Here is a 26993-nt window from a genome sequence, read left to right as displayed (position 1 = left end):
CACACTGCTGCCGGAGACTCAGGCACCCTTCGACGCCTTGAAGTTACGGAAGAGCAAGTAGGTGTCGAGGATGTCCGACGAGGCGCTTTCGACCGACCGATAGATGCCCCACTTGGGCCGGACATAGTCGTCCTGATCCGGGATCTTCACATTGGACATACTGCCCTGGACCGCCACCGGAGCGCTGGAGCCGGTGCCATTGCGGGCCACGAATCCCGCCTTGCCACTCGATCCGATGGTGAAGGTCCATTCGATGGTGATCCACTTGTTGCGCAGCGGCGACAGATTGGTCGAGGCGATATCCGGCGACCCGGAGTTGGCGTAGGCGCGGGCCCGCAGGGTTTCCGTGCTGCCGCTGCGGCCCAGATCCAGGACGACGTACGGGCCCCCGTTGTCCACCGGCGTCTTGGTCTGGAAGATATGCGTGAACTTGCTGGTGCCGTGCAGCGAGGTCGGCATGAACATCTCGTAGCTGATGCTCCAGGTCTCGCCGTCACGCATCTTCAGCTTGGTGCCGCCCTGCACCATGCCCTTGGACTCGGTGCGCTGACGGTCCCCGTCGCCGGTGGTGTCCCGGTCGTCCTTCCAGATGTTGAAGCGGTAGTGGTCACCGCCCTCGACAACGACATAGTCCCGATCGGGGTGGGCGTTCCCGCGGTCGGCCTCGATGCCTTCGAATGCCTTGAGTCCATCGCCGGCCGGGTCCGGGTGCCAGAGCAACTGCGGCGCGCGGGGCGTCGCCAGCGCCCTGGGCGCCGCCGAGGCCGTCTGGCCGATGGCGAGCGAAGAGCCGACGGCGGCCGCGGTCATGGAGCCGAGTACCGCCCGACGGCTGAAATGGCGTGGAGCGTGTTCGGTCATGTTCGTTGGTTTCCTTCTGAGGATGTCAACCGATGACACACGCGGTGCGGACGGACCGCGATGAAGGGGCCAGGGCGGTCCTGCGTGAAGGTGCGTGGCATGCGGCGGGGCGCGGTTCGCTCCCGCCCCCGGGGCACGCCGGAACGCCTCTCACCATGGACTGGACCAATACGCCCGTCAAGGCTCCGAACGCTCTTTCATCCGACCTTTACTGAGGGCCGCTTGGTCTCTTCGGTCGAGCAAAAGCTCTGAGCTGGGGTCCGGTTATCAACTTGCTCTGTTATTACGGAATACCGTAATCTCTGTCCTATGGCTGATGAGTCCCTGGAGCGACGGCTCGCCGCGCTCGAAGAGCGGGTGTCGCGGCTGGAAGCCGAGCCGCAGACGCAGCGGGACGAAGTGTTCTGGGCCCTCGAAGGGCTGCGCCGCCGCCTCACCGGGCCCGGCCAGGTGCTGTTCACCGGCGCGCTGAACCTGCCGACGGGCGAGCGATGCGAATGGCAGCAAGGCGCGGAGACGGACCGGCTGTTGGGGGCGGCCTGGCCGGAGGCGGCCGCGCCGCTGGCCGCGCTGGGTCACCCCGTCCGGCTGACCCTGCTGCGCGCCGTGCTGTGCGGCACCCGGTCCGCGGCGGAGCTCCAGGAGGCCGCGGGCCTGCACACCACCGGCCAGCTGTACCACCACCTCAAACAACTCACCGCCACCGGCTGGCTTCAGGCCGAGGGGCGCGGCCACTACCAGGTCCCCGCGGGCAAGGTGGTGCCGCTGCTCGTCGTGCTGTCCGCGGTGGTACCGACAAGCAACCGAACGACAGGGGAGTAACCCATGCAGCGGAGGAAGTTCCTCACCGTGGCGACGACGGCGGCGGGGGCGTCATTACTGCCCGGCAACGCCGCGGCGGCCGACGACCTGCCCGCCCTGGTGCGTCGGTATGTGAGCCGTGCGCTGGACGCCGGCAGCCCGAGCGTGGTCTGCGGGGTCATCCACGGCACCCGCACCCATGTCGCGGGCGGGGGAGAGGGCCCCGGCGCCTCGGCGCCGGACGGCAGGACCGTCTTCCAACTCGGCTCGATCACCAAGACGCTCACCGCCACGGCCCTGGCCCGCGCCGTATGCGCGGGCACCACCCGCCTGGACGCGCCGCTGGCGCTGCCCGCCGGGTTCCCCGTACCGCACCGGGGGCCGCGGCGGATCACCCTGGCCGATCTGGCCACCCACAGCTCCGGCCTGCCCTCGCTGCCGCCGAATCTGCTCGCCGGCGCCGATCCTGACGACCCGTATGCCCGCTACACGCTGGACGACCTGGCGAGCGGCCTCGGCGAGACCACGCTCGCCACCGAGCCGGGCAGCACCTACGCGTACTCGAACCTCGGATTCGGCCTCCTCGGCCAGGCACTGGCCTTCGACGCCGTGGATTCGATGCTGCGACGCCGGGTGACCGACCCGCTCCGGCTGACGGACACCACCACGACGCTGCGGCCGGACATGGCATCCCGCAAGGTCGTCGGACATATGGCCGGACAGCCCGTCCCCGACTGGCACGACCATGTCCTCAGCGCGGCCGGTACCTCGATGTACAGCACCGCCGACGACATGGTGCGCTTCCTCGGCGCCCAACTGCGCCCGGAGCGCTCCCCGCTGCGAGCCGCCATCGAGCTGACCCAGCGGCCTCACTTCACGGCCGATGACAATCTGCGGCTGGGCCTCGGCTGGCACCTCAGCCGGCTGTCCAGCGGCCGGACCGTGACCTGGCACAACGGCGGCACCGGCGGATTCAGCACCTGTGCGGCGTTCAGCCGGGAGAGCGCCTGTGCGGCCGTGATGATGGTGAACACCTACAGCGAGCAGACCGCGACCGACCCCCGGCCGGTCGACGCCCTGTCCTTCGCACTGCTCGGCGAGCTCGACGCGGCGTGACGTTCCTCGTCTGTCAGTGGTCGTCCGGGTCGATGCGCTCGGTCCAGACCATGGTTTCCGCGATCCCCGCACCGGGCCCGATGTCATGGTTGGCCTTGTCCTGCCAGCTCTGGTAGCCGGGCAGGGCCGACTCCATGTCGGTGTCGTTGTTCAGCGTGTACTGCACGATGAGTTTGCCGTCGGGGTCGGTGCCCTTGACGACGTAGTTGACTGCGTAGGAACCGAGCAGGGACTGCGCCTCGTTGGTGTCGCCGCCCCACAGATTGTCGAGGCCGGACAGGCCGGCCATGTCCTTCGCGTACGTGCCCACCTGCTCGGGGAGCGACATGCCCGAGATCTGGTACCTGGCCGTGCCCTCCCCTTGGCCGGCCTTCCACCCGTCCAGGGTCTGCTTGCGGATCCCGTCCATGCTCTCGCTCTTGCGGAGCTGTTCGACGAACGGGTCGTGCTGGGAGAACGAGTAGTGGTCGTCGCCCGTCCCGGCCGCCCAGTTGGTCAGCAGGGTGCGCGGCGTCAGATGGTTGGTCGACGGGAAGGGATCGAGGCCGCCCATGTCCCGGCCGAGCGCGTCGTAGCGGTCCGTACTGATGCCGCTGGTGTGGTTGACGTCCGTGCGGACCTGCCCGGCGTTGAACCACAGCTCCAGGCCGACGTTCTCCATCAGCGTGATCGACAGGTTCTGGTCGGCCTCGAACGCCTCCCGCAGGATCCCGTTGAGTCTGGTCTGGGCGGCGTTCACCTTCTTCACGTCGTCCGCGTCGTAATTCTCCGGGGTGCAGTCCGCGGACAGGACCACCTGGGCCTTCTCGGGGTTGATGTACATCCCCTGCTCGCCGAACTCCCGCACCGCCTCGTTCAGCCGCTTCTGGGCGGCCCTCAGCTCCCCGGCCCCGTCCTCGACGGCCCTGCGCACCCCGTCGGCCACTTTGGCCGCGGCGGTCACCTGGCGCTGGATGTCGTCGATCTGCGTCCAGGCGTACGGGGCGGCCATGCCCTCCCAGTACCCCTTGTCCTTGAGGGGCCTCAGCACCTCGTCACGGATCTTGTCGTCCAGGTCCTTGATCTTGTCGTGGACGCCCTTCCACTTCGTGGCCAGCGTGTCGAGCCCACCGAAGTCGGCCGATCGGAACTCCTGGTAGAAGGTGGCCATCAGTACCTCGAGATCGACGAGAACGACGGGTCGCCGGCCGGATACGAGAGACCTGGTTGGCTGCCGTCGTACAGCGGGGGCTGGTCCTTCTGGCCGAACGAGTACCCCGTGTCCAGGTCCTGCTTCACATGGATATCGGCCGCCGCCCGCAGGCTCTCGGAGATATGGGCGAGCCAGGCGGTGACCGTGCCCGCCTGCTCCTCCCAGTGCTTGTGCGACCGCCTCAGCGCGCTTTCGACCTGGAGGCCGTGCACACCCTTGACCGCTGTGGAGGTCGGCTCCTCCAGCGACGCCGCCTGCTTGTGGAGGGTGTCGTAGACCTCGTCCGCCTTGCCCGCCGCTCCGCGCAGCACACCGGGGGCGATGGCGAGGTTCTGCGGCACCGGGCCCTGGACGCCGGGGGCGAGGGGGCGCCTGGGCGCGGGCGCGTTGGGGTCGTAGATGTTGGGCTTCCCCGGCTGGGCCGACAGAGGCGGCGGGGCGATGAGCCCGCCCTCCGAGCCCGGCGGCAGCGGGAGTTGGTCGTCCTTGGGCTCCGGCAGATCGTTGTCGCTCATGACACCCCCGTTGTGTGCACGACAGCGTACGTAGATTAGCGCCGTGAGCGCTCCGTCACCGGTAAACATGCATTCGAATGCCGCTCCTTGGCGGAGCACATTAACTAATATTTAATATCTGCCTCTGGACTCTCCTCGAACCGGGAGCGCTTCCTTGATCATCACCCGTGTGGAGACCTTCGCCATCCCCCCGCGCTGGCTGCTGTGCCGCGTGGAGACCGACGAAGGGATCGTCGGCTGGGGCGAGCCGGTCGTCGAGGGGCGCGCCGCCACGGTGCGCACCGCGGTCCATGAGCTGTCCGAACTCGTCATCGGCAAGGAAGCCCTGCGCGTCGAGGACCACTGGCAGATCATGACCAAGGGGTCGTTCTACCGGGGCGGTCCGGTGCTCTCCAGCGCGGTGGCCGGGCTCGACCAGGCCCTGTGGGACATCGCCGGCAAGGCCCTGGGCGTGCCCGTGCACGTCCTGCTCGGCGGCCCCGTACGGGATCGGGTCCGTGCCTACAGCTGGGTCGGCGGCGATGAGCCCGACCGGCTCGGGGAGGCGGTGGCCGCCCAGGTCGAGGCGGGCTTCACGGCGGTGAAGATGAACGCCTCGGGGCGGATGGCCCGGCTGGCCACCGTCCGTGACATCGACGCCGTCGTGGGCCGGGCCGCCGCCGCGCGGGAGGCGCTGGGCCCCGACCGCGACTTCGCCGTCGACTTCCACGGCCGCTTCACCGCCGCCAACGCCCGCAAGGTGCTGCCTCATCTGGCGCCCTTCAACCCGCTGTTCGCCGAGGAACCCGTCCTCCCCGAGTACACCCATCTGCTCGGCGACCTGGTCGCCTGCTCGCCCGTGCCCATCGCCACCGGTGAGCGGCTGTACTCGCGCACCGATGTGTTGCCCGCCCTCCGGGCCGGCGTGGCCGTCCTGCAGCCCGATCTGTCCCACGCCGGAGGGATCTCCGAGGTCCGGCGCATCGCCTCGCTCGCCGAGACCTTCGACATCCCGATCGCGCCGCACTGCCCGCTCGGCCCGGTCTCGCTCGCGGCCGGCCTCCAGATCGCCTTCGCCACGCCGAACTTCCTGATCCAGGAGCAGAGCATCGGCATCCACTACAACGACGGCGCGGAACTGCTGGACTACGTCGTCGATCGCGAGGTGTTCCGCTTCCACGACGGACACCTGGCTCGCCCCACCGCCCCGGGCCTCGGTATCGAGGTCGACGAGCGGGCCGTACGCGCCGCCGACGGCAGCGCCCCCGATTGGCGCGGCCCGATCTGGCGGCACCAGGACGGCTCGTTCGCCGAGTGGTGAGCGTGTGGCGGACCGGGCCGGTCGCGGCGCGGTTCAGCCGAGCAGCAGGGCGTTGCACTCCCGCTGCAGTGTGACGTCCTGCCACATCGGGTGGTGCGGCGCGGCGTTGGAGCATACGACCGTGCCCCAGGCGCCGACCCGCGAGGACTCGGCCACCGCGCGGCGGCAGAACGCGGCCCCGACCGGGCCTTCCTCGAAGGTGCCGTGCAACGGGGTGTAGCCGATCCAGCCCTCGCCGAAGACCAGGGGGACCCCGGCCCCGGCCGCCCAGTCGGCGGCGGCCTCGATCCAGGTGACCAGCCGCTGCTCCATCGCGAACCGGTACATGGCGTAGCGCTCGTACAGCCAGGCGTCCCACTTGGCCGGATCGCACCAGTCGTGTGCATAGATCTCGCGGCCGACGAGGGTGGCCTCGAGCCGCCACCGCTCGTCGGCCGGCGGCGCCCAGTCGGCGAAGTCCGGGGCGTCGGGGCGGAGCAGGTGCTGCCGGGCGAAGTCCTGCGGGAAGGGGCGGGAGCGGTCGCGCAGGGCGAAGGCGTCGATGAGGTCGTCGAGCACGCCGTACACATACGGATGGAAGACGGCCACGTCGATGTCGCGCGGGACGCCGCGCAGCGAACCGACCGGCACCTTGGCGTAGTTGACGGTGACCGGCCGGCCGGGGTGGCGCTCGCGGAACCGGGCGAGGCCGCGCTCCAGGCGCGGCCGCAGGGCTACCACGGTGTCCGGGCCGGTCAGCCCCTGGGTGAGCCGGCCGCCCTGGACCTCGTTGTGCAGTTCGGTGAAGGCGATCCGGTCGTCAAGACCGTCCGCGGCGAGAAAGTCGATCAGGTCGGCCAGCGCGTCGGCGAGGGCTTCGGCGCGCCGCTCGGGATCGACGGCCATCAGGGCGTCGTACCAGGAGCGGTCGTCGCCGAACGACGGGCTCTGCTGGTACTCCCAACTGGAGAGGATGATGAAGCAGTCGTGCCGGCGGGCCGCCTCGAACAGTGCGCGCAAGTGGGCGCGGCCGTCGATCTCGGTGCTGCCGCCCACGTCGTACCAGCGGGTGCGCTGCCCGTATCCGCCGCCCAGGGGGCCCAGCCTGAGTTTGCCGGTGTCGAGTCCGGAGCCGAAGAGCAGATAGGGCATGGCGCAGATGCGCACGGTGTTGTATCCGCGCGCCACGGCCTCCGCGAAGGCCCGGTCGAGGTCGGCGAAGGGCTCCCCGGGGCCGGTACGGGTGTACCAGCTGAAGTCCCACAGGGAGATGGTCAGTTTCTCCGGCAGGTGGTCGGGCGGCGCGACGGGCACGGGGAACCGGCCTTTCGGTAGGAGTCCGGCCCATGGTCGGCGGGCACCGGAGGGGTGTCAAGATGTATTCATAATTAACCCTCACGGTGCGGTGAGGGCTTCGTCCGCCGTCGCCCCGGCCGTCCTGGAGTCACCGTCCTGGAATCACAAGGAGGAAACCCATGTCGTCCTATGCCGGCCGAGGCGTGCACGGTCAGGTGGTGCGGCAGATGGGTGCCCGTATCGTCGGCGGCGACTTCGCCGGGGGCGAGATCCTGGACGTCCGGGCCCTCGGCGCCGAACTCGACGTCAGCCTCACCGTGATGCGCGAATCCCTGAAGGTCCTCGCCGGCAAGGGGCTGATCGACGCCCGCCAGAAGCGCGGCACCTTTGTGCGCCCCCGCGCCGCCTGGAACCTCCTGGACTCCGATGTCATCCGCTGGCGCGTGGAGACGGGGGACGGGGAGCGGCTGATGCGCGACCTCGCCGACGTCCGCTCCCTCGTGGAGCCCGCCGCCGCCCACCGCGCGGCGCGGCGCCGCACCGAGGCCGACCTCGTCGCGCTGGGCGCCGCGCTCGCCGCCATGGCGGACGCCCGTGGGGACACCGCAGCCGAGGCGGAGGCCGACGCCTCGTTCCACCGCGCGCTGCTCGCCGCCACCGGCAATGAACTCCTCGCCCGCCTCGACCTGTTGCTGGAGCCCGGGCTGCGCGAGCGGGACCGGCTGGTGCACGCGCGCGGCGGGGCCGACGACCCCGTGCCCAGCCATCGCGCGGTGCTGGACGCGTTACGGGACCAGGACGCCCCGCGCGCGGAACTGGCCATGCTGGACCTGCTCGCCAAGGCGGCCGAAGACCTCGACCATGTGTCGGCCACGCGGGCTGACGCGGGCTGACGCGGGCCGGATCGGGGCGGCCGGGCGGTCGGGTGGGCGGTCGGCTCAGCGTGTTCGGTCCGGGTGACTGATCGCCTCCCAGGGGGCCAGGTGCCACGGGCTCTCGGTGTTCGCGGGGTCCAGCAGCCGCCGGAGGTGTTCGTCGGAGACGCTTTGCGGCGCCGGGAAGCTCTCGCTCTCGGTGCCGCGCAGCAGGTCCATCCAGACCAGACGGCCCATCAGATAGCCCTGGGCGTACTGCGCCCAGGAGCCGTACGCCCCCCTGGCCTGCGGAACGATCTGGTGCAGCAGCCGCCAGGCGTCCGCCTCCTCCAGATGGCCGGCCGCGAAGCCGTTGCGGACCACGTCCACGTACAGCGCGATGTCCCATGCCAGCGGGGAGACGTCGAAGCGCTGCTCGGCCTGGGCCCGGTAGCCGACCCGGGCGAGGTCGTCGAGTCGGTCGAGCAGCGCGGGCCGCGTGGAGATCTCCCACTCCTCGGTCAGCCATTTACGGGCGCGCCCGTCGTTGACGCGCTTGTACGGGTAGAGCGTGAGCCGGGAGGCACTGGCCTCCCGGCTCACGGGTGCGCACAGCGACACCATCCACAGCTGATGCAGAGTCAGTGGGACGGGATACTTTCGCTCGACGGAGACTCCTCGCAGCATGGTTCGGAACACTACGCCGCCCGCCGGACGGCCGGCCCAGGGGGTGTCGCCCGGCGGGCTCAGCCCTTCGTCGCCGCCACCGGTGCGGGTCTGGACCCGCCGGTCCGCAGCTCGGCCAGGTCGACGGCGTCGGCCATCGCCTGGAGCCCCGCGTCGTTGAAGTGCAGATGGTCGCCCGTGTCGTAGGCGGGGAGGATGCGGTGCGGATCCGCGGGGTCGCGGACCACGGCGTCGAAGTCCACCACCGCGTCGAAGGTGCCGCTGTTCCTGATGAAGTCGTTCACGGCCTGCCGTACGCTCTCGCGGGCCTCGGTGTAGCCGCCGTTGCCGCCGTACGGGGTGATCGTGCCGCCGATGACGCGGATGCCGCGCGCGTGGGCCTGTTCGGCGATGCGGCGGTAGGCGTCCGCGAAGGCCGCGGGGTCGGTCTGGTTGGGGTTGCCCTTGATGTCGTTGATGCCCTCCATCACGATCAGGGCGCGCACGTTGCCGCGGGAGAACACGTCCGCGTCGAGTCGGGACAGGGCGCTGGGCCCGGTGCCGTCCAGTAGCACGCGGTTGCCCGAGATGCCGGCGTTGAGCACGCCCAACTGCCGGCCCGGGGGCAGTTCGCGCAGCCGCGTGGCCAGCCTGTCGGGCCAGCGGCGATTTGCGCTCGCCGTCGACCCCGACCCGTCGGTGATGGAGTCGCCGAGCGTGACCACGCTGCCCGGGGTGCGCGGGCTGAACACGTCCACACCGGTCACGTAGTACCAGGAGCTCGTGGTGGCGGTGAACGCGGCGCCGTCCTCGTCGGCGGTGTGGTCGCCGTCGGGGGCGAGGAACGAGGTCTGCAGGGCGGAGCGGTGGTACGTCGCGGGCCCGGAGTCGTTCGGGGTGAACAGGGTGATCAGCAGGTTGGTGTCCGCGGGGACGCGCAGCGGCACCGGGTCACTGACCACGTCCTCGCCGACGGGCACGGTGACCGAGGTCCGGCCGTGGAAGGTGGCCGGGCGGGCCGTCCCGGCGATGGCGTTCGGGCTCTTCGGCGCCCCGGCCTCCTGGAGCGCCACGGTGGCCGCGCCGAGTTCGAGCGGGGCCGTGCCGAGCCGGTTGGACACCCGGATCCGGGCGGCGTGGCCCCCGACGCTGGTGTGCACCACATTGCGGATCGAGTTGCCGGGCAGACCGGGCACGGTGCCCGACGCGGCAGCCTCCCAGGTGCCGACCCAGCCTCGGTCGGAGTGTCCGGAGGCCGGTCCGGCACCCGGTCCGGTGTCCGCCCACGCGGGCGTCGCCGCGGTCAGCGGCACCAAGGCGAGGGTCAGTGTGACGGCGAGAGTCGAGAGAACGTGCCGGATCGAGACCATATGGTGCTGCCCTTCCAGGTGAGAGCCAGCCGGATGAGGTCACATGCGGAACACGACGTAGGCAATCATCACCGAAACATCGGATGCGTCAAGGTGTTTAGCGGAATATCCGAGGGGTGGCTGAAGAATTCTGGGCCTATACACCCGATGTATCGGTGGTCTGCTGGAGACCGCTACAGCGGCGCGACAAGGGCTGACACCTGCACGGACGTACGGGTGCCGCGCCCGCACGGCGCGGCACCCGTATGGCGATGGCCGCTGGGCCCACCGTCAGAAGTAGGTGGGCTGACGAGGGGTGTAGTGCTTTTCGAGCGCCGTGACCTCGTCGTCCGTGAGTTCGACGTCGAGCGCCGCCACGGCGTCGGCCAGGTGGTGCGGTTTCGTGGCGCCGACGATCGGGGCGCTGACGACGGGGTTGTTCAGCACCCAGGCCATGGCCACCGTGGCCATCGACACGCCGCGCTCCTCGGCGATCCGCTGGACCTCGTCCACGATCGCCTTGTCGCTGTCGAGGAAGAGCGGCCGCCCCTGCTGGTCGGTGGTCGGGTTGCTGTGAGCGCGGCTCGTGCTCTTCTCGCCCCACGGGCGGGCCACCAGCCCCGCGGCCAGCGGGCTCCACGGCAGGCTGCCGACGCCCTGGTCGGCGAGCAGGCCGAACATCTCGCGCTCCTCCTCGCGCTGCACCAGGTTGTACTGGTCCTGCATGGACACGAACCGGGTCCACCCGTTGGTCTCCGCCACGTGCTGCATCGTGGCGAACTGCCACGCCCACATCGACGAGGCGCCGATGTAGCGGACCTTGCCCGCCTTCACCACGTCGTGCAGCGCCTCCATCGTCTCCGCCACCGGCGTCTCGGGGTCGAAGCGGTGGATCTGGTAGAGGTCGATGTAGTCGGTGCCAAGGCGGCTCAGCGAGGCGTCGACCTGCTCCATGATCGCCTTGCGGGAGAGCCCCGAACCGCCGGGGCCCTGGTGCAGCGGGAAGAACACCTTGGTGGCCAGGACGATGTCGTCGCGGCGCGTGTACTTCTTCAGGGCGCGCCCGACGACGTCCTCCGAGCTGCCCATCCCGTAGATGTTGGCCGTGTCCCAGAAGGTGATGCCGAGGTCGAGCGCCTGCCGGAAGATCGGCTCGGCTCCCTCGTCGTCGAGTGTCCACGCCCGCTGCTGCTCGGAGGGCGCGCCGAAGCTCATACAGCCCAGTGCGATGCGGCTGACCTTCAGGCCCGATGTTCCCAGGCGGGTGTACTGCATTTCGCTGTCTCCTTGCTCGCCGCTGTCACCTCCAGCCTGCGGGCCTGAGGCGCCGAGTGGCAGGCCGCGCCGTTCGGGGGTGTGATACGGCCCCCCCACACTCCTGGGGGCGCCCGTCCGGTCCGGCCCACCGCGTTTCGAGGACGAGGGTCACGACGACGAGAGCCAGGAGGATGAGAGCCACCAGTACCGCGGTACCGGTCCCGGGCCGGATTGGGTCCCGCGGTGCCGGGGGTGAGCGGAAAACCGCTCCTGGGTTGAGGCCGGGGTCGATCAAGCCTTCGCTCTCGAACCCGGTGCTCAACGCCGACTGGTCCGATCCCGACGCGATCCGCGTGGGCGCGTACTTCTATCTGGTCGCCTCCACCTACAACCGCGTCCTGACCGAACTGGAGCCCAAGGACCACTTCAGCCAGCCGAGACACGGCGAAGGGGTGTGGGCGCCGGCCCTGCGCTCGGCGCGCCGTTCCAGGCGACGGCGGGCAAACGGATCGGGGCGACGGTGGGGCTCTTCGCCACACGGACGGAGACCTCCGGCACGGGCGGCCCGACGGAAGCGGCGGAAACGGCAGCGGCGGAATTCGACTGTTCCGGGTCGGCCCGGGCCGATGAGCCGGACGACCGTGTCCGGCCCCGCTCCGGGCCGGGCCGGGCGCGGAAGCCTCCCTCACACCGGGGCGTCCTGTCTGCGGAGTTGGGCCGTGGTGAGGCGGCACACCGCGTAGGCGGTCCTGGTGAGATCGTCGGCGGCGTGGCGCAGAGCGGTGTCGAGATCGCGGGGACCGGCGCCGATGGGCAGCACCGCGGCGGCGCCACGCCCATAGAGGCGGTCGGCCTCCGGGGTGATCGTCCCGCCGAGTACGACACACGGAACGGCGGCGTCCGCGCAGGCGCTCACCACCGCCGCGACGGTCTTGCCCGCGTCCGTCCCGGCATCCACCTTCCCCTCCGCCGTGAGGCAGAGGTCCGCCGTGGCCAGCCGCTCGTCAAAGCGGGTCAGCCGTCGGACCAGCTCCGCGCCCGGCTCCGGTTCGGCCCCCAGCGCGAGCAGCGCGGCCCCGAGGCCGCCGGCGGCGCCACCGCCCGCGGCCGACCCGGCTCCGAGCAGAGGGGCCAGCCGGCGTAGTCCGTCGTCGAGGAGTTCGACCGCGGCCGGCGTGGCGCCCTTCTGTGGGCCGAAGACATGGGCGGCGCCATCGGGCCCGAAGAGAGGGCTGAGGACATCGGCCGCGGCGACCAGTTCGACACCGGCGAGTGCGCGGCGCGCCGGGGCGAGGTCCACCGAGTGGATACGGCCCAGGTCGGCGCCGCTGCCCGCAAGCGGTTTCCCGTCGGCGTCGAGGATCCGGGCCCCGAGGGAGGCGAGCATTCCCGTGCCGCCGTCCATGGTCACGGTTCCGCCCAGGAACACGACGATCCGCCGCGCTCCCTGCCGTACCGCCGCGAGGATCGGGGCGGCCAGGCCGGCGCTGGAGGCGCGCATCACATCGTGCTCCGCGGCGTCCGGCGCATCCCACCCGATCGCCTCGGCCGCCTCGACGACAGCGGTTCCGTCGTCCAGGCGGCCGAAGCGCGTCGTCGCGGGGCGGCCGAGGGCGTCGACGGAGTCGACGTCGACGACCGCCCCGCCGCACGCGGTCTGCACGGTGTGCCGTGAGCCCTCGCCACCGTCGGCGAGCGGGTGCTCGACGGGCGTACCGCCGGCCGCCCGTACGCCGGCGGCGAGGGCGGCGGCCGCTTGCGCGGCGTCCAGTGAGCCGCGCAGCTTGTCCGGGGCGCAGACAACGCGCATGGTGGTTCCCTTCGTTGCGGTGTTCTCGTTGCCGTGTTCTCGTTGTGGTTCCGCGGTCAGACGGTCATCCAGCCCAGGACCGGAGTCGACTGCAGATAGATGAGGAGTGCGAACCCGGCGAGGAGCCCGAGGCTCCAGCCGATCACCTTGCGGAAGATCGTGCCCTCACTGCCGGCCATGCCGATCGCCGCGGCGGCGACGGCCAGGTTCTGCGGCGACAGCATCTTTCCGAGTACGCCGCCGGTGGAGTTGGCCGCGGCGAGGAGCACGGGGTCAAGCCCGGTCTTCTGCGCCGCGGTCACCTGGAGCACTCCGAACAGCGAGTTGGCCGAGGTGTCGGACCCGGTCACCGCGACGCCCAGCCACCCCACGATGGGGGAGAACAGGGCGAAGGCGGCGCCGGTCTGGGCCAGCGCGGTGCCCAGGGTCGCGGTCTGGCCGGAGAGGTTCATGACCCAGGCCAGCGCGAGCACCGACGTCACCGTGACGACGGTCCAGCGGAGTTGGCGCAGCGTGGCTCCGTACGCCCGCACCGCACGGCCGGGCCCGACCCGGTAGAGCGCCATGGTGAGCAGACCGGCGGCCAGCAGGATGGTGCCCGCCGCCTTGAGGTGTTCCAGTTTGAAGGTCATGGCCGCGGCGGGTTCGCCACCGGGGGACTCGACGTCCAGACCGGGCCAGGTGAACTGGGCGACGCCGTGCTCGGCCAACCACTCCTTGACGGGCCCGACCTGGGTGAGCGCGAAGAGCGCACAGATGATGAGGTACGGGGCGAAAGACATAACGGCACTGCCACTGCCCTCGCGGTCCTCCGGATCGGCCTCGGCGGGCGCCTGTGAGTCCTGCCGCACCGTACGCGGCTGCCAGACCTGCATGAACCCGAGCACCGTCGCCAGGGTGACCACGCCCGCGATGATGTCGGTGGTCTCGACGCTGATGTAGTTGGCGGCGACGAACTGGGCGCAGCCGAAGGTCAGGCCCGCGATCACCGCCACCGGCCAGGTCTCCCGTACGCCGCGTCGGCCGTCGAGCAGAAACACCAGCAGCAGCGGGATGGACGCGGCGATCAGCGGCGTCTGCCGGCCCGCCATCGCGCCGAGGTCGTCGAGCGGCAGACCGGTCACCCCGGCGAGCGTGGTCAGCGGCACCGCCATGCTGCCGAACGCGACCGGTGCCGTATTGGCCACCAGCGCCACGGTCGCCGCCTTGATGGGAGCGATGCCGACGGCGATCAGCATGACCGCGGTGATCGCCACGGGGGTGCCGAAGCCGGCCAGCGCCTCGATCAGCGCTCCGAAGCAGAAGGCGATCACGATGCCCTGGATGCGCTGATCGGAGGAGATGGTGCGGAAGGACCGCCGCAGCACGGCGAACCATCCGGTGATCTCGGTCATGCGATAGATCCACAGCGCGTTCACCAGGATCCACATGATGGGAAAGAGACCGTAGAAGCCGCCTTCGACGGCCCCGGACAAGGCCTGGGGTAACGGCATGCCCCACACCGCGACGGCGAGGGCCAGCGAGATGACCAGCGAGGTCAGCGCCGCTATCTGGGCTCTGACCTGGAAGACGCCGAGCAGTACGAACAGGGCGAGCAGGGGCACCGCCGCACAGAGCGCGGACCAGGACAAAGAGCCGGCCAGTGGGTCAAGGACTTGTCGGTACATCGAACCTCCCGGTGCGGCGAGCGGCGCCGCCTGGAGCATCAAGGCCATGGCGAGCCCCTAACTTGTAAGACAAGTACTCCAAGCAGTCAAGAATTCGCGTGTGGTAATTTGAAGATGGTCTGGTTGAGCCCAAGTGATCCCACAGGAGGCGTGATGGCGAGTCGCCTGAAGGCGACATCCCTGATCGACGCGCTCGTCGTCGAGTTGCGCGAGCAGATCCTCGACGGGCGGATCGCCGGCGGCACGGCGCTCACCGAGACCGAGGTCGCCAAGCAGTACGAGGTGGCACGCCCCACCGCCAAAGCGGCCATCGAGCGGCTGACCGCCGAGGGCCTGCTGCGTCGAGACGCCCATAAGAGCGCCCGGGTGCCGGTCTTCGACGCCGACGACATCGCCGACCTCTACTTCACCCGCGCCTGTGTGGAACGCCAGGTCATGCGCGAGCTGGCGGGACGGCGTTCGGTGCCCTCCGCCGCCACCTCCGCCCAGGTGGAGATCCGCAAACTGGCGGAGGCGGACGACTCCACGATCGCCGCGGTCGAGCCCGACGTACGCTTCCACCGCTCGCTCGTCGACGAGCTCGGCAGCCCGCGCCTCAGCCGTCTCCACGCCTCCGTCATGGCCGAGATGCGCCTGTGCATGGCCCAGGTCCAGACGTACAAGCTGCTGCGCATCGCCGAGATCGCCGATGAGCACCAAGGCATCCTGGACGCCATCGCCGACGGCGACGCCGAGCGGGCGGACCAGGCTCTCGCCGTCCACCTCAACCGGGCCTGCGAACAACTTCGCGCGCGAATCGGCTGATCCGGGCGGCGGAGGGCGGGCCCGCGACATTCGGCCGGACACCGCCGGGCGTCATTGCCGGGTGCCCCGTCGCCGGTGCACCCTGAAAGTCCTATGAAGACAGAGACGTTGACCGTGCCCGATTTCGCCCAGGCGCTGCGCGCCACTTTCGAGGGCTGAGTCGGCGTCCTCGGCGGCCCATATAGCGTTATGGGGCGATCCCCCAGGTCAGCGCACTCGTCAGGCAGGGAGAATGGATGAACAGTTACGACTACGTCGTCGTCGGCGCCGGATCCGCGGGCTGTGTGCTGGCGGCGCGGCTGACGGAAGACCCCGATGTCCGGGTGGCGGTGATCGAGGCCGGCGGCCCCGACACCGCGCAGGAGATCCATATCCCGGCAGCCTTTCCGCAGCTCTTCAAGACCGAGTTCGACTGGGACCTCGACTCCGGCCCGGAGCCGGGGATCGGGGACCGGCGGACCTATCTGCCGCGGGGCAAGGTGCTCGGGGGCTCCAGCTCGATCAACGCGATGATCTATATACGCGGCAACCGCGCCGACTACGACGGCTGGGCCGCCGCCGGGGCCACCGGATGGTCGTACGACGAGGTGCTGCCGTACTTCCGGCGCTCGGAGGACAACCAGCGCGGCGAGGACGCGTTCCACTCGGTGGGCGGTCCGTTGACGGTCAGCGACAGCAGGTCCCAGCATCCGCTCGCCACGGCATTCGTCCAGGCCGCCGAGCAAGCGGGATACAAGCGCAACGAAGACTTCAACGGCGAGACGCAGTTCGGCGTGGGGCGGTTTCAGCTGACCCAGCGCCGCGGTATGCGCTGCAGCACGGCCGTCGCCTATCTGCACCCGGTCCTGGAGCGGCCGAACCTCACCGTGCTCAGCGCGGCCCGCGCCCACCGCGTGGTGATCGAGGACGGCCGGGCGGCGGGGGTGGAGGTGAACCGGGGCGGCACGGTCGAGGTGGCCCGCGCCGACCGTGAGGTGATCCTCTCCGCGGGCACCTACGAGTCCCCGAAGCTGCTGATGCTCTCCGGGATCGGGCCCGCCGCCACGTTGTCGGCCTTCGGTATCGACGTGGTGCGCGACCTCCCGGTGGGCCAGGGCCTGCAGGACCATTACATGGCGCTGCTGAACTTCCGCACCGGCCTCGAATCCCTGATGAGCGCGGCGAGCCCGGAGAACGCCCAACTGCTCGAGAGCGCCGGGCGCGGCCCGCTGACCTGCAACATAGGAGAGGCCGGCGGCTTCTTCGGCAGCCGCGACGGACTGGACGCGCCGGATGTGCAGTTCCACATGGCACCGGTGCTGTTCCACGAGGAAGGGCTCGGCCCCGTGACCGAACACGGCTTCGCGTTCGGCCCGTGCGTCCTCGCCCCGACCAGCCGCGGCCAGGTCACGCTGCGCTCCCCGCGCCCGGACGCCGCACCCCGGATCGTGCACAACTACCTGACCACGGCCGAGGACCGCGACTGCATCGTGGGCGGCATGCGCATCGCCCTGAGCATCGCGGCCCAGGACGCCCTGACCGAGGTGATCACCGCCCCCTTCGACGTACCGGACAGACACTCCGACGCGGAACTCCTCACCTTCGCCCAGCGGGTCGGGCAGACCCTCTACCACCCGACGTCGACCTGCGCCATCGGCGCGGTGGTCGACCCCGAGCTGCGCGTACTGGACGTGGCGGGCCTGCGGGTCGTCGACGCGTCGGTGTTCCCGACGGTGCCGAGGGGGAACACCAACGCGCCCGTCATCATGGCCGCGGAGAAGGCGGCGGATCTCATCAGGGGAGTCGCGTAGCACCAGGAGATCCGCCCCCACGACCTCACTTTCGAAGGGCCCGGTCAGCAGTACGGTGGCTGATCGGTCAGCGAAGCCGCCACCCGCATCCAGACACCGAAGAGCCGGTACAGGGCGGGCAGCGCGCCCTGCGCCTGGACAGTGCGCGTGTCCGTCGAGGTGACCCCGGGAATGCCCAACAGGGTGGCGGCCACCGAGGCCGACTGCCAGCGGACGGCGAGCGTGGACGGTTCCGCCGGCTCCGTCGCCGCCGACTGAGCCGTCCGCGGCGCGGAGAGAGCGGTGGCGACCGCCTCCTCGATCGCCGTACGCGCTTCGCCGGCCGGACGCAGATCCGCCGCGAAGCGGCCATGCGCGTACTTCACGGCAACGGTGGCGACGGACCCGTCCCACTCGGCCATCTCCGCGCACGCGCTGTCGTCCCCGGTGAGCACCGCCACCGGGACGCCGATGGCCGCCGCGGTGGCATGGGCCAGGCCGATCTCGCCCACGGGCCGGCCGTCCAGCCATATGTCTTCGATCTCGTGGCCCATAAAGCTGTGGCTCAGCACACCGGGTGCGCCGGCCCGCGAGTGGTAGCCGACGCAGACGACGGCGTCGTGCTCGGGGGTGAGGCCTTCGAGCATGCCCATCTGTTTGGTCCTGCCCCGGATGAGCCGGGCCGCCGGGTGCAGGGATTCGGGCAGCAGATTGCGCATGCGGCCGTGGGCGTCATTGACGATGATGTCGGTGGCGCCGGCGGCGATGGCGCCCCGGATGGCCGCGTTGACGTCCTCCGCCATCATCAGCCGTCCACGCTCGTAGTCCCGTCCGCCGGGCTGGACGTCGTCAGCGTCGACGAGCCCCGTGACGCCCTCCATGTCCACACTGAAGTAGATCCGCACGTTGCGCACTCCTCACGCTTGATCACGGGGGAGACGCCTGGCGCTCCTCCTCCGGTTCCCGGCCCGCCGGCGGTCGGATTTCTTCAAGACCTCCGGCGGGGCCGGTGCCAGCATGGCCAACGCATCGGGATCGGTCGGCACCACGTCGGAAGAGAGAGTGCAGACATGTCACGATCGAGCGTCGAAGGATTACGGGACTCGCTCAGCGATCAGGGATACGCGCTGGTCGAGCGCGTGGGAGGCCAGCGGCAGGCCGTCGAACTGCTCCAGGACCTCGGCCGGTTCGTGCCCCAGTACGGGGGCACCGTCGAGCACGAGGTCGTCTACCGGCCCGGCAACGACGGCCGGGCCTACTCGCAGAGCCGCAACGCCATCCGGCCGCATACCGAGGCACCCGGCTGGCGTCCCAGTCCACGCCATCTCGCCCTCTACTGCCACCGGCAGGCCCGTTGCGGTGGCGGCCATACCGATCTGCTGGACTGGAAGCTGCTGGAGAAGCTGCTCGGCCCGGACGATCTCGCGCTGGTGACCGGGCACCGGGTCAGGTTCCCCGGTCCGGACGGTGGCGCGGGCGTCGTGGCGGCCATGGTCGAGGAGGACGGCGACCGTGCCGTGCTGCGCTTCAGCCACAATCTGCTGACGGCGGCCGACTACGACCCGGTCCTGGACGCGGCCACCCCGGCGGAGGAACTTCCCCTGGGACGGGCCGGGGCCGAACTGGCCCTCCGGGTGGCCGAGTTGTTCGACCACTACCGGACGCAGGTGCTCATCCCCGACGACGCGCTGCTGGTGTGGGACAACCAGCGGATGATGCACGCCCGTTCACAGTACGAAGACACCGGCCGCCATCTGACCCGCTACTGGGTGGCCGTCTGACCTCAAGCCACCAGAAGGGCACTTTTGATGACCACGGTCGAAGAGCTCGGCTCCGCGACACGTACGGTCTCGGGCCGCCGCCTGGCCGCCCTCGTCCGCGAACGATGCCAAGACGCGAATCTGGCGCACGAGGTGGAAGTGGTCAGCCGGGTACTGCCGTTCAAGGTGAGCCACCATGTCATCGATCACCTCGTCGACTGGCAGAGCGCGCCCGACGATCCGCTGTACCGGCTGGTCTTCCCGCACCGCGACATGCTCGACCCCGGACACTTCGGCGCGGTCGAGCGGGCACTGGGCGATCCGCCCGCGCTGCGCGCGGTCGTGGCCGGGATCCGCGGGGAGCTCAATCCGCACCCGGGGGATCAGCTCACCCGGAACATCCCGCACCACGAGGGCGCCGAGCTGTCGGGCGTCCAGCACAAGTACGCGCAGACCGCGCTGGTCTTCCCACGGCACGGCCAGACCTGCCACGCCTACTGTTCCTACTGCTTCCGCTGGGCCCAGTTCGTCGGCGACCCCCAGCTGCGCATGGCCGACGACGGACCACAGCATGTCATCCGGTATCTGCGCGCCCACCCCGAGGTGACGGATGTGCTGTTCACCGGGGGCGATCCACTGGTCATGCACTCGGCGCGGCTCAAGCCGTACGTGGACGCGCTGCTCGAGCCCGGCCTGGAGCATGTCACCACCGTGCGCATCGGGACCAAGGCGCTGTCGTTCCACCCGGCCCGCCTGGTCACGGACCCGGACGCGGCGGAGATGCTGCGGCTGCTGGAGAGCGTCGTACGGGCCGGGCGCTCCCTGGCCGTGATGGTCCATGTCTCACATCCGAGGGAACTGCGGCCGGACGTCACCCGGCGCGCCGTGGCCGCGCTGCACGGCATCGGCGCCCAGCTGTGGTCGCAGGCCCCGGTGGTCCGGCATGTCAACGACGATCCGCGGGCGTGGGCGGACGCGTGGCGGGCCCAGCTCGTGCTCGGCATCCATCCGTACTACGTCTTCGTCGAGCGGGACACCGGCGCCAGGCGCTATTTCGGGCTGCCGCTGCGCCGTGTCCACGAGATCTACCGCGATGCCGTGGCCACCGTGTCCGGGCTCGGGCGCACCGCCCGGGGGCCGGTAATGTCCACGGCCGAGGGCAAGGTGGTCGTGGACGGGGTGGCCGAGCTGCCCGGTGGGCCGGCCTTCGTACTGCGCTTCCTCCAGGCCCGCGTCCCGGACCTGGTGGGCAGGCCCTTCCACGCCCGTTTCGACCCGACCGCACAGTGGTGGTCGGAGCTGGTGCCGTTCAGCCCGTACGACAGGGCCTTCTTCCCGGTCCGGGACGAACCGGGGGACGAGGGCGAGCGCCCCGCGGCCCAGGCGGGCCCGCGGTGACCGCGCTCCGGCCGACGGCCGGACCGGCCGCGGGCACCGCCCTGGCCGTGCTGTCCGCCTGTGCCTTCGGCACCGTGGGCACGGCCACCAAGGTCCTGTCCGCGGCCGGGCTGTCGGCGATGGAGATCGCCCAGGCCCGGCTGACCATCGCGGCGCTGCTGCTGCTCGCGTACACGGCCGTCACCCGGCCCAGCCAGCTGCGGGCCACGCGACGTCAGTGGTCGGTGATCGCCGCGCTGGGACTGTTCTCCTTCGCGGCGCTCCAGACGCTGTGCGGAGTGGCGGTGGCACGGATCCCGGTCGGGGTGTTCGTGGTGCTGCAGTTTCTGTCGCCCGTGGTGGTGCTGGTGTGGCTGCGCTGGGTCCGGCGGGTCCGGCAGCAGCGGCTGGCGTGGGCCGGCGTCGCCGTGGTGGTGGCCGGTCTGCTGCTGGTCGGCGAGGTGTGGTCACGGCTGCGGCTCGACGCCGTCGGCGTAGTGGCGGGACTGGGCACGGCGGCCGCGCTGTCCGTCCGGTTCCTGCTGGCGGGCCGCGCCCTGGAACACCGTGACCCGGTCGCCGTGACCGCACTGGGCATCGCCCTGGGCGCCCTCGCGCTCGACGTCCTGGCTCCGCCCACCGGCTTCCCGTACGCGGCGCTCGCCCGCTCGGTGCACTACGGGCAGGTGAGCGCGCCGGTGTGGGCGGTGGTCCTGTGGGCGGGCATCGTGGCCACCCTTCTCGCCTACCTCAGCGGAATCGCCGCCCAGCGACTGCTTGCCCCGTCCACGGCCAGCCTCCTCGCCACGCTGGAGGTGGTGACCGGGGCGGGTGTCGCCTTCGTGTTCCTCGGCGAGCGGCTGACCGCGGTGCAGTGCACGGGCGTGGTCACCGTGCTGGCGGGAGTCCTGATCGCCCGCCGCGCCATGCGTACGCAGACGGCCCCGGCCCGCACCCTCGCGGGGCGCGACGGTGCGACACCTGTGCGGGGAGAGCCGGTCCCCCAGAATCCGGGAGGAAACTGAACGATGGACGAGCGGTTCACCAGCAACGCCGAGGAAGACGCGCTGGGCAGCGAGCTGTTCAGCGCCGTGGACAACCCCGTGATCCAGCGGCTGGCGGTCAACTGGGCGCGCCGGGCCACGGTCAAGCGCGATGACCCCGGTCTGATCGACATGTTCGACCCCGCCGCGCCCGACTACCCCGAGAGCATCGTCCCGTTCGCCGACCACCCGACCTATCGCGAGCTTGCGCCGGAGCAGCGGCAGGCGGTGCTGACCTGGGCCATGATCGCCCTCAATCGGAACACCGAGTACTCCGAGACCCATGTGGTGAACCCGGCGTTCGACCTCATTCTGCGCGGTGAGTTCCCCGGACTGTGGGGGGAGGCGCTGGAGGTCTCCCTGATGCAGGCCCTGGTCGACGAGCGGTACCACATCCTGATGCACCGCATGGCCAGCGATGTCACCCGGGCCAGGCGCGGGGCGCACTACCGCGAGAAGGAGCTGCCGCTGCCGTACGTCTCCGAGGCGCATCGCGAGCTGACCGAGGGCGCCGAGGAGCGCTGGCAGCGCTCCCTGCTGACGCTGGCGTTCGCCATCACGACGGAGCTGTCCATCGGCGCGTACCTCGAACTCGTCGCCACCGCGTCGGAGATCCAGCCGATGAACATGGGGCTCGCGCGGCTGCACCGGCACGACGAGGTGTGCCACGGCTCCATCAGCGGCGAATTGCTCAAGACGCTGTATCCCCAACTGACCGGGGAGCAACAGCGTTTCCTGCTGGAGTCGTTGGGCGTCGCGCTCAGAGCGTACTCCGCCAACGACTACCGGGCCTGGGAGGCCATCATGCGGCTGGTCGGGGTGCGGGGCGGCGCGGAGATGCTGCGGGACTGCCAGGCCGCCGGCCGTACGGCCCTGCTGCGCGACTACAGCGGTCTGCACCGGGTGCTGAGCGACCTCGATGTGCTGGACGAGATGGACTTCGACTGGTCCGGTCTCAAGATGAGCGGTGAGCTGCCCTATGTCCTCTGAAAACGGAGGCGAGCAGGCCGACGGCGGCGAGTGGGCGGGCATCGCCCCGGAGACGGCGCGGACCGTCGCGGTGCGCGCGCTCACCGCGCACGGCGTCGACGACGACTCCGCGACGGTGGTCGCCGATGCCCTGGTGGAGACCTCGATGCGCGGCGTCGCCACCCATGGGCTGCGGCTGCTGCCGCGCTACCTCGACGATCTCGCCCGGGGGATCGCCAACGCCACCCCGCGTATCCGCGTGGTACGGCAGACGGGAGCCACGGCACTGGTCGACGCGGACGCCGCCCTCGGGGTCGTCGCCGGGATCGCGGGTGTCCGGGAGGCGGTGCGGCGGGCGGCCGAACACGGCGTGGCCACCGTGGTCGTACGCAACTCCAACCACTTCGGGGCCGCCTCGGTCTACAGCCGTGCCATGGCCGCGGCCGGGATGGTCGGCTGGGCGATGACCTCGGCGGCCTCCCGGGTCGCCCCGTGCCACGGGCGGACACCGCTGTTCGGGACCAATCCGATCAGCGTCGCCGCGGGCACCGACGGCGAGGAGTTCGCGCTCGACATCGCGACCAGCCAGGTGTGCCAGGGGGAGATCCAGGAGCGCGGGCGGCTGGGCCTTCCCCTGGAGCCGGGCTGGGCCACCGACGCCCGCGGGCACGGCACCCACGACGCGTCCGCCGCGGTGGCACTCTCCCCGCTCGGCGCGTCCGGCGCGGGCCACAAGGGACAGGGCCACAAGGGACAGAGCTACACGGGCCAGGGACACAAAGGGCAGGGCCTGGCCATGGCCGTGACCCTGATGACGGCGGTGCTCGCCGACGCCCCACTGGACTGGGAGCTCGACCACATCGGGCAGTCCCCCGATGGCCGGGGGCGCCGGGTCGCCCACTTCCTGCTGTGCCTGGATCCCGCCGCCTTCGCGGGGCCCGACCCGTTCCGGCGGCGCCTGGCCGACCTGGTCGCCACCACCCGCCGGGCGCCCGCCGCGGGCGCGGACCCGGTCCTCAGCCCCGGGGACCCGGAGCGGCGGCGGGCCGGCGAGGCCGCCCGGCACGGCATCCCGCTGGACCCCGACACCGCGCGGGCCCTGCGCGCGCTCGCCCTGCAGCACGGCGTCGACGCGCCCGTGTCCGCCGCCGACCAGAGGAGGGTTCCGTGACGGCCCTGACCGCGGGCGGCTCCATCTGGATGGACGGCCGCCTCGTTCCCTGGGATGCGGCCCAGGTCCATGTCCTCACCCAGTCCCTGCACTACGGCTGGGCCGTCTACGAGGGGATCCGGGTCCACGACACCGCGGACGGCCCGGCGGTCTTCCGGCTCCGCGACCATCTGGCCCGGCTGACCTGCTCGGCCCGGGTCTGTCTGATGGACATCCCCTATGCCGAGGAGGAGTTGGCGGCCGCCACGGTCGAGCTGGTCAGGGCCGGCGGCGCGGGCCCACGCTATGTGCGGCCGCTGGTCTATCTCGGGTACGGCAGCATGGGCGTGGCCCTGGACCTGTCCGAGGTCCGGGTGGCCATCGCCGCCTGGAGCTGGGAGGAACCGCCCGAGCGCGTCTGGCGCCTGGTCACGAGCGGCTGGCGGCGCAACCACCAGGACGCGATTCCGCCGCTGGCCAAAACCACGGGCGCCTATCTCAACTCCTGCCTCGCCAAGCTCGCCGCGAACCGCGGGGGATACGACGACGCGGTGCTGCTGACCGCCTCCGGCCATGTCTCCGAGTGCTCCGCGGCCAATATCTTCCTCGTGAAGTCCGGTGTGCTCCACACGCCCTCGGTCGAGCAGGGCATCCTGCCGGGGATCACTCGTGCGAGCGTCCTCGACCTGGCGCGCGGCGCGGGGATCACGGTGGTGGAGCGGCCGGTGGCGCACGCCGAGCTGTACACCGCGGACGAACTGTTCGTGACCGGCACCGCCACGGGCGTCGTCCCGGTCGAGTCGCTGGACGACCGTCCCACCACCGCGCGGGGCGCCGGCCCGGTCACCACCGTCCTGCGCGACGCCTACCGGCAAGCGGCCGCCGGTCGCCATCCGGCGGCGGCCGACTGGCTCACCCCCGTGGGCGGCTGACGAACGCCGCGGGAAAAGGGCCTTCGGGCCCGGGCGGATGATCCGCCCGGGCCCGAAGGCCGGTGCTCGGGCCGCGTTCATCGTCGCCCGTCCATGCGCCCGTCGGCTCATGCGTCCGTCGGCTCATGCGTCCGTCGGTCGGAAGCCGCGCAGCCGGAGGCTGTTGCCGACCACGAAGACGGAGGAGAAGGCCATGGCGGCTCCGGCGATCATCGGGTTGAGGAGTCCGGAGGCCGCGAGCGGGAGAGCGGCGACGTTGTAGGCGAAGGCCCAGAAGAGGTTGGACCTGATGGTGCCCAGGGTCTTGCGGGAGAGGCGTATCGCGTCCGCCGCCGCCCTGAGGTCGCCGCGTACCAGCGTCAGATCGCCCGCCTCGATGGCGGCGTCGGTGCCGGTGCCCATCGCCAGACCGAGGTCGGCCTGGGCGAGCGCGGCGGCGTCGTTGACGCCGTCGCCGACCATCGCCACCGAACGGCCCTCGCCCTGCAGGCGCTTCACCACGTCCACCTTGTCCTGCGGCATGACCTCGGCGATCACCTGCTCGGGCGCGATGCCCACCTCCGCGGCGACCGCCTCGGCGACGGTCGCGTTGTCGCCGGTCAGCAGGAAGGGGGTGAGACCGAGGGCGCGCAGCCGCCTGATCGCTTCCGGACTGGTGTCCTTGACGGCGTCCGCCACCTCCAGGACCGCGCGGGCCTCGCCGTCCCAGGCGACCGTGATGGCCGTACGCCCGGTCGCCTCGGCCGCGGCCTTGGCGCGCTCCAGCTCGGCGGGCAGGGAGATGGCCCATTCGGCCAGCAGCTTCTCGCGGCCGACCAGGACCGCGTGCCCCTCGACGATGCCCTGGACGCCGAGGCCGGGGACATTGGCGAAGTCCTCGGGGGTGGGCAGGGCGCCCACCCGGGCGCTTGCGCCGGCGGCGACGGCCTGGGCGATGGGGTGCTCCGAGGAGTGTTCCAGGGCGCCCGCGAGCCGCAGGGCGTCGGTGTCGCTCGTGCCCGTCGCGGTGTGCACGGCGAGCAGGGTCATCCGGCCGGTGGTGACGGTGCCGGTCTTGTCCAGGACGATGGTGTCGACCTTGCGCGTGGTCTCCAGGACCTCGGGGCCCTTGATCAGGATGCCGAGTTGGGCGCCGCGGCCGGTGCCGACCATGAGGGCGGTCGGGGTGGCCAGGCCCAGGGCGCAGGGGCAGGCGATGATGAGGACGGCGACGGCGGCGGTGAAGGCGGCGGTCAGGCCCGCGCCGTTGCCGAGCCAGAAGCCCAGCGTGCCGAGCGCGAGCGCGATGACGACCGGGACGAAGACGGCGGAGATCTTGTCGGCGAGCCGCTGGGCGGCGGCCTTGCCGTTCTGCGCGTCCTCCACCAGCTTGGCCATACGGGCGAGCTGGGTGTCGGCGCCGACCCGGGTGGCCTCGACGACCAGGCGGCCTCCGGCGTTCAGCGTGGCGCCGGTGACGCTGTCGCCCTCGCCGACCTCGACGGGCACTGACTCCCCGGTGAGCATGGAGGCGTCGACCGCGGACGAGCCCTCGACGACCGTGCCGTCGGTGGCGATCTTCTCCCCGGGCCGGACCAGGAACCGGTCGCCGGTCCTGAGCTCGCCGACCGGGATGAGCTCTTCGCGGCCGCCGCGCAGAACGGTGACCTCCTTGGCCCCGAGCTCCATGAGCGCCTTGAGCGCCGCGCCCGCCTTACGCTTCGACCGTGCCTCGAAGTAGCGCCCGGCCAGGATGAAGGCGGTGACGCCGGCCGCGGCCTCCAGATAGATGTTCCCGGCCCCGTCGGAGCGGGCGATGGTGAGCTCGAAGGGGTGGGTCATACCGGGCGTACCGGCCGTGCCGAAGAACAGGGCCCACACCGACCACAGGAACGCCGCGGCCGTGCCGACGGAGATCAGGGTGTCCATGGTGGCGGCGCCGTGCCGGGCGTTGGTCCAAGCCGCCTTGTGGAAGGGCCAGGCGGCGTAGGTCACCACGGGGGCCGCCAGCGTCAGGGACAGCCACTGCCAGTAGTCGAACTGGAGGGCCGGGACCATCGCCATCGCGATCACTGGGACGGCGAGCACGACCGCGGTGGTCAACCGCTCGCGCAGCGGCCGCAGTTCGTCGAGCGAAGCCTCGTCCGTGTCCTCGCCGGGCGCCGAACCGGCGCGCACGGGGTCGCGCTCGGGTTCCCGCGCGGTGTAGCCGGTGGCCTCGACGGTGGCGATCAGATCCTCGACGGCGATGTCGTCCCGGAAGGAGACCTTCGCCTTCTCGGTGGCGTAGTTGACGGTGGCCTCGACCCCGTCCATGCGGTTGAGCTTCTTCTCGATCCGGGCCGCGCACGAGGCGCAGGTCATACCGCCGATGGCGAGTTCGACCTCGGCGGCACCGGACGTGGTGGTGGTCATGTCTGCTCCTGGCAGCAGGGGGCGGGGGCGGGGGCGCGGGGGGGGGGGGCCCCCCCCGGGGGGGGCGGGGGAGGGGGTGGCGGGGGCCCCCCCGGCCGCGGCGCCCGAGACCCCCCACGCGGCGGGGGTGGG

Annotated in this window: 23 protein-coding genes and 1 pseudogene; 13 read left to right on the top strand and 11 right to left on the bottom strand. The window is 71.2% G+C overall.

Annotation, left to right across the window (positions count from 1 at the left end; genetic code table 11):
• Positions 1–18: 18 nt before the first annotated feature.
• Positions 19–861, bottom strand: a complete 843-nt coding sequence (locus ACFV2X_RS47760) for a hypothetical protein (RefSeq protein ID WP_089513940.1) — start codon at positions 859–861, stop codon at positions 19–21.
• Between the two features lie 309 nt (positions 862–1170).
• On the opposite strand from ACFV2X_RS47760, the gene ACFV2X_RS47755 reads away from it, so the two are divergent.
• On the top strand, positions 1171–1683 hold the full coding sequence (locus ACFV2X_RS47755) for an ArsR/SmtB family transcription factor (RefSeq protein WP_385628719.1): 513 nt from the start codon (positions 1171–1173) through the stop codon (positions 1681–1683).
• 3 nt (positions 1684–1686) lie between these two features.
• A complete protein-coding gene (locus tag ACFV2X_RS47750; RefSeq protein ID WP_385628718.1) occupies positions 1687–2778 on the top strand; it encodes a serine hydrolase domain-containing protein in 1092 nt (363 codons plus the stop codon).
• Between the two features lie 13 nt (positions 2779–2791).
• On the opposite strand, the gene ACFV2X_RS47745 is transcribed toward ACFV2X_RS47750, so the two are convergent.
• The gene (locus ACFV2X_RS47745; RefSeq protein WP_385628717.1) at positions 2792–3928 is read right to left on the bottom strand and encodes a hypothetical protein; all 1137 of its coding nucleotides are present in this window, start codon (positions 3926–3928) and stop codon (positions 2792–2794) included.
• Positions 3928–4485, bottom strand: a complete 558-nt coding sequence (locus ACFV2X_RS47740; RefSeq protein ID WP_385628714.1) for a hypothetical protein — start codon at positions 4483–4485, stop codon at positions 3928–3930. Before ACFV2X_RS47740 ends, ACFV2X_RS47745 begins: the two co-directional genes overlap by 1 nt.
• A gap of 154 nt (positions 4486–4639) precedes the next feature.
• On the opposite strand from ACFV2X_RS47740, the gene dgoD reads away from it, so the two are divergent.
• Positions 4640–5785: a galactonate dehydratase gene (gene dgoD / locus ACFV2X_RS47735; protein WP_385628711.1), complete on the top strand. Its 1146-nt coding sequence runs from the start codon at positions 4640–4642 to the stop codon at positions 5783–5785.
• A gap of 33 nt (positions 5786–5818) precedes the next feature.
• Here the strand turns inward: dgoD and ACFV2X_RS47730 are convergent, their stop codons facing one another.
• The gene (locus ACFV2X_RS47730; protein WP_385628709.1) at positions 5819–7078 is read right to left on the bottom strand and encodes a cellulase-like family protein; all 1260 of its coding nucleotides are present in this window, start codon (positions 7076–7078) and stop codon (positions 5819–5821) included.
• 161 nt (positions 7079–7239) lie between these two features.
• Here ACFV2X_RS47730 and ACFV2X_RS47725 point away from each other — a divergent pair, with 161 nt between their 5' ends.
• Positions 7240–7953, top strand: a complete 714-nt coding sequence (locus tag ACFV2X_RS47725; protein ID WP_385628707.1) for a FadR/GntR family transcriptional regulator — start codon at positions 7240–7242, stop codon at positions 7951–7953.
• A 45-nt stretch (positions 7954–7998) separates the two neighbouring features.
• On the opposite strand, the gene ACFV2X_RS47720 is transcribed toward ACFV2X_RS47725, so the two are convergent.
• The 3 genes from ACFV2X_RS47720 to ACFV2X_RS47710 form a co-directional block, all read right to left on the bottom strand.
• A complete protein-coding gene (locus tag ACFV2X_RS47720) occupies positions 7999–8601 on the bottom strand; it encodes a DUF1266 domain-containing protein (RefSeq protein ID WP_385628704.1) in 603 nt (200 codons plus the stop codon).
• A 59-nt stretch (positions 8602–8660) separates the two neighbouring features.
• Positions 8661–9950: an SGNH/GDSL hydrolase family protein gene (locus ACFV2X_RS47715; protein WP_385628702.1), complete on the bottom strand. Its 1290-nt coding sequence runs from the start codon at positions 9948–9950 to the stop codon at positions 8661–8663.
• 270 nt (positions 9951–10220) lie between these two features.
• Positions 10221–11204, bottom strand: a complete 984-nt coding sequence (locus tag ACFV2X_RS47710) for an aldo/keto reductase (RefSeq protein WP_385628699.1) — start codon at positions 11202–11204, stop codon at positions 10221–10223.
• 173 nt (positions 11205–11377) lie between these two features.
• Between ACFV2X_RS47710 and ACFV2X_RS47705 the strand changes: the two are divergent.
• Positions 11378–11659 (top strand): annotated as a pseudogene (locus tag ACFV2X_RS47705) (glycoside hydrolase); the annotation flags it as partial.
• 212 nt (positions 11660–11871) lie between these two features.
• On the opposite strand, the gene ACFV2X_RS47700 reads toward ACFV2X_RS47705, so the two are convergent.
• Together ACFV2X_RS47700 and ACFV2X_RS47695 are read right to left on the bottom strand one after the other, a co-directional pair.
• Positions 11872–12996 carry a glycerate kinase gene (locus ACFV2X_RS47700; protein WP_385628697.1) on the bottom strand — a complete coding sequence of 375 codons (1125 nt, stop codon included), beginning with the start codon at positions 12994–12996 and terminating at the stop codon, positions 11872–11874.
• 56 nt (positions 12997–13052) lie between these two features.
• Positions 13053–14663, bottom strand: coding sequence for an L-lactate permease (locus tag ACFV2X_RS47695; protein WP_385628694.1), 1611 nt, complete (start codon positions 14661–14663; stop codon positions 13053–13055).
• Between the two features lie 153 nt (positions 14664–14816).
• Between ACFV2X_RS47695 and ACFV2X_RS47690 the strand changes: the two genes are divergently transcribed.
• Positions 14817–15467 (top strand): GntR family transcriptional regulator, encoded by a 651-nt coding sequence (locus tag ACFV2X_RS47690; RefSeq protein ID WP_385628692.1) that lies wholly within the window; start codon positions 14817–14819, stop codon positions 15465–15467.
• 236 nt (positions 15468–15703) lie between these two features.
• Positions 15704–17257, top strand: coding sequence for a GMC family oxidoreductase (locus ACFV2X_RS47685; RefSeq protein WP_385628691.1), 1554 nt, complete (start codon positions 15704–15706; stop codon positions 17255–17257).
• Between the two features lie 44 nt (positions 17258–17301).
• On the opposite strand, the gene ACFV2X_RS47680 is transcribed toward ACFV2X_RS47685, so the two are convergent.
• Positions 17302–18141, bottom strand: coding sequence for a M55 family metallopeptidase (locus ACFV2X_RS47680; protein WP_385628690.1), 840 nt, complete (start codon positions 18139–18141; stop codon positions 17302–17304).
• Positions 18142–18306: 165 nt separating this feature from the next.
• Between ACFV2X_RS47680 and ACFV2X_RS47675 the strand changes: the two genes are divergently transcribed.
• Genes ACFV2X_RS47675 through ACFV2X_RS47650 form a run of 6 tightly spaced genes read left to right on the top strand, consistent with a single transcriptional unit; the run spans position 18307 to position 24467 of the window.
• Positions 18307–19017, top strand: coding sequence for a TauD/TfdA family dioxygenase (locus ACFV2X_RS47675; protein WP_385628687.1), 711 nt, complete (start codon positions 18307–18309; stop codon positions 19015–19017).
• A 27-nt stretch (positions 19018–19044) separates the two neighbouring features.
• Positions 19045–20394: a KamA family radical SAM protein gene (locus ACFV2X_RS47670; protein ID WP_385628684.1), complete on the top strand. Its 1350-nt coding sequence runs from the start codon at positions 19045–19047 to the stop codon at positions 20392–20394.
• Positions 20391–21398 carry a DMT family transporter gene (locus tag ACFV2X_RS47665; protein WP_385628683.1) on the top strand — a complete coding sequence of 336 codons (1008 nt, stop codon included), beginning with the start codon at positions 20391–20393 and terminating at the stop codon, positions 21396–21398. Before ACFV2X_RS47670 ends, ACFV2X_RS47665 begins: the two co-directional genes overlap by 4 nt.
• A gap of 3 nt (positions 21399–21401) precedes the next feature.
• Positions 21402–22406 carry a diiron oxygenase gene (locus ACFV2X_RS47660; protein WP_385628681.1) on the top strand — a complete coding sequence of 335 codons (1005 nt, stop codon included), beginning with the start codon at positions 21402–21404 and terminating at the stop codon, positions 22404–22406.
• Positions 22396–23556, top strand: coding sequence for an Ldh family oxidoreductase (locus ACFV2X_RS47655; protein ID WP_385628680.1), 1161 nt, complete (start codon positions 22396–22398; stop codon positions 23554–23556). Before ACFV2X_RS47660 ends, ACFV2X_RS47655 begins: the two co-directional genes overlap by 11 nt.
• Positions 23553–24467: a branched-chain amino acid transaminase gene (locus ACFV2X_RS47650; protein ID WP_385628677.1), complete on the top strand. Its 915-nt coding sequence runs from the start codon at positions 23553–23555 to the stop codon at positions 24465–24467. Before ACFV2X_RS47655 ends, ACFV2X_RS47650 begins: the two co-directional genes overlap by 4 nt.
• Before the next feature lie 123 nt (positions 24468–24590).
• Here ACFV2X_RS47650 and ACFV2X_RS47645 read toward each other — a convergent pair whose 3' ends face one another.
• Positions 24591–26861: a heavy metal translocating P-type ATPase gene (locus ACFV2X_RS47645; RefSeq protein WP_385628675.1), complete on the bottom strand. Its 2271-nt coding sequence runs from the start codon at positions 26859–26861 to the stop codon at positions 24591–24593.
• Between the last annotated feature and the right edge of the window lie 132 nt (positions 26862–26993).

This window comes from Streptomyces sp. NPDC059679 (assembly GCF_042734105.1).
Taxonomy (GTDB): Bacteria; Actinomycetota; Actinomycetes; order Streptomycetales; family Streptomycetaceae; genus Streptomyces.
This window is presented reverse-complemented; position numbering and strand designations above follow the sequence as displayed.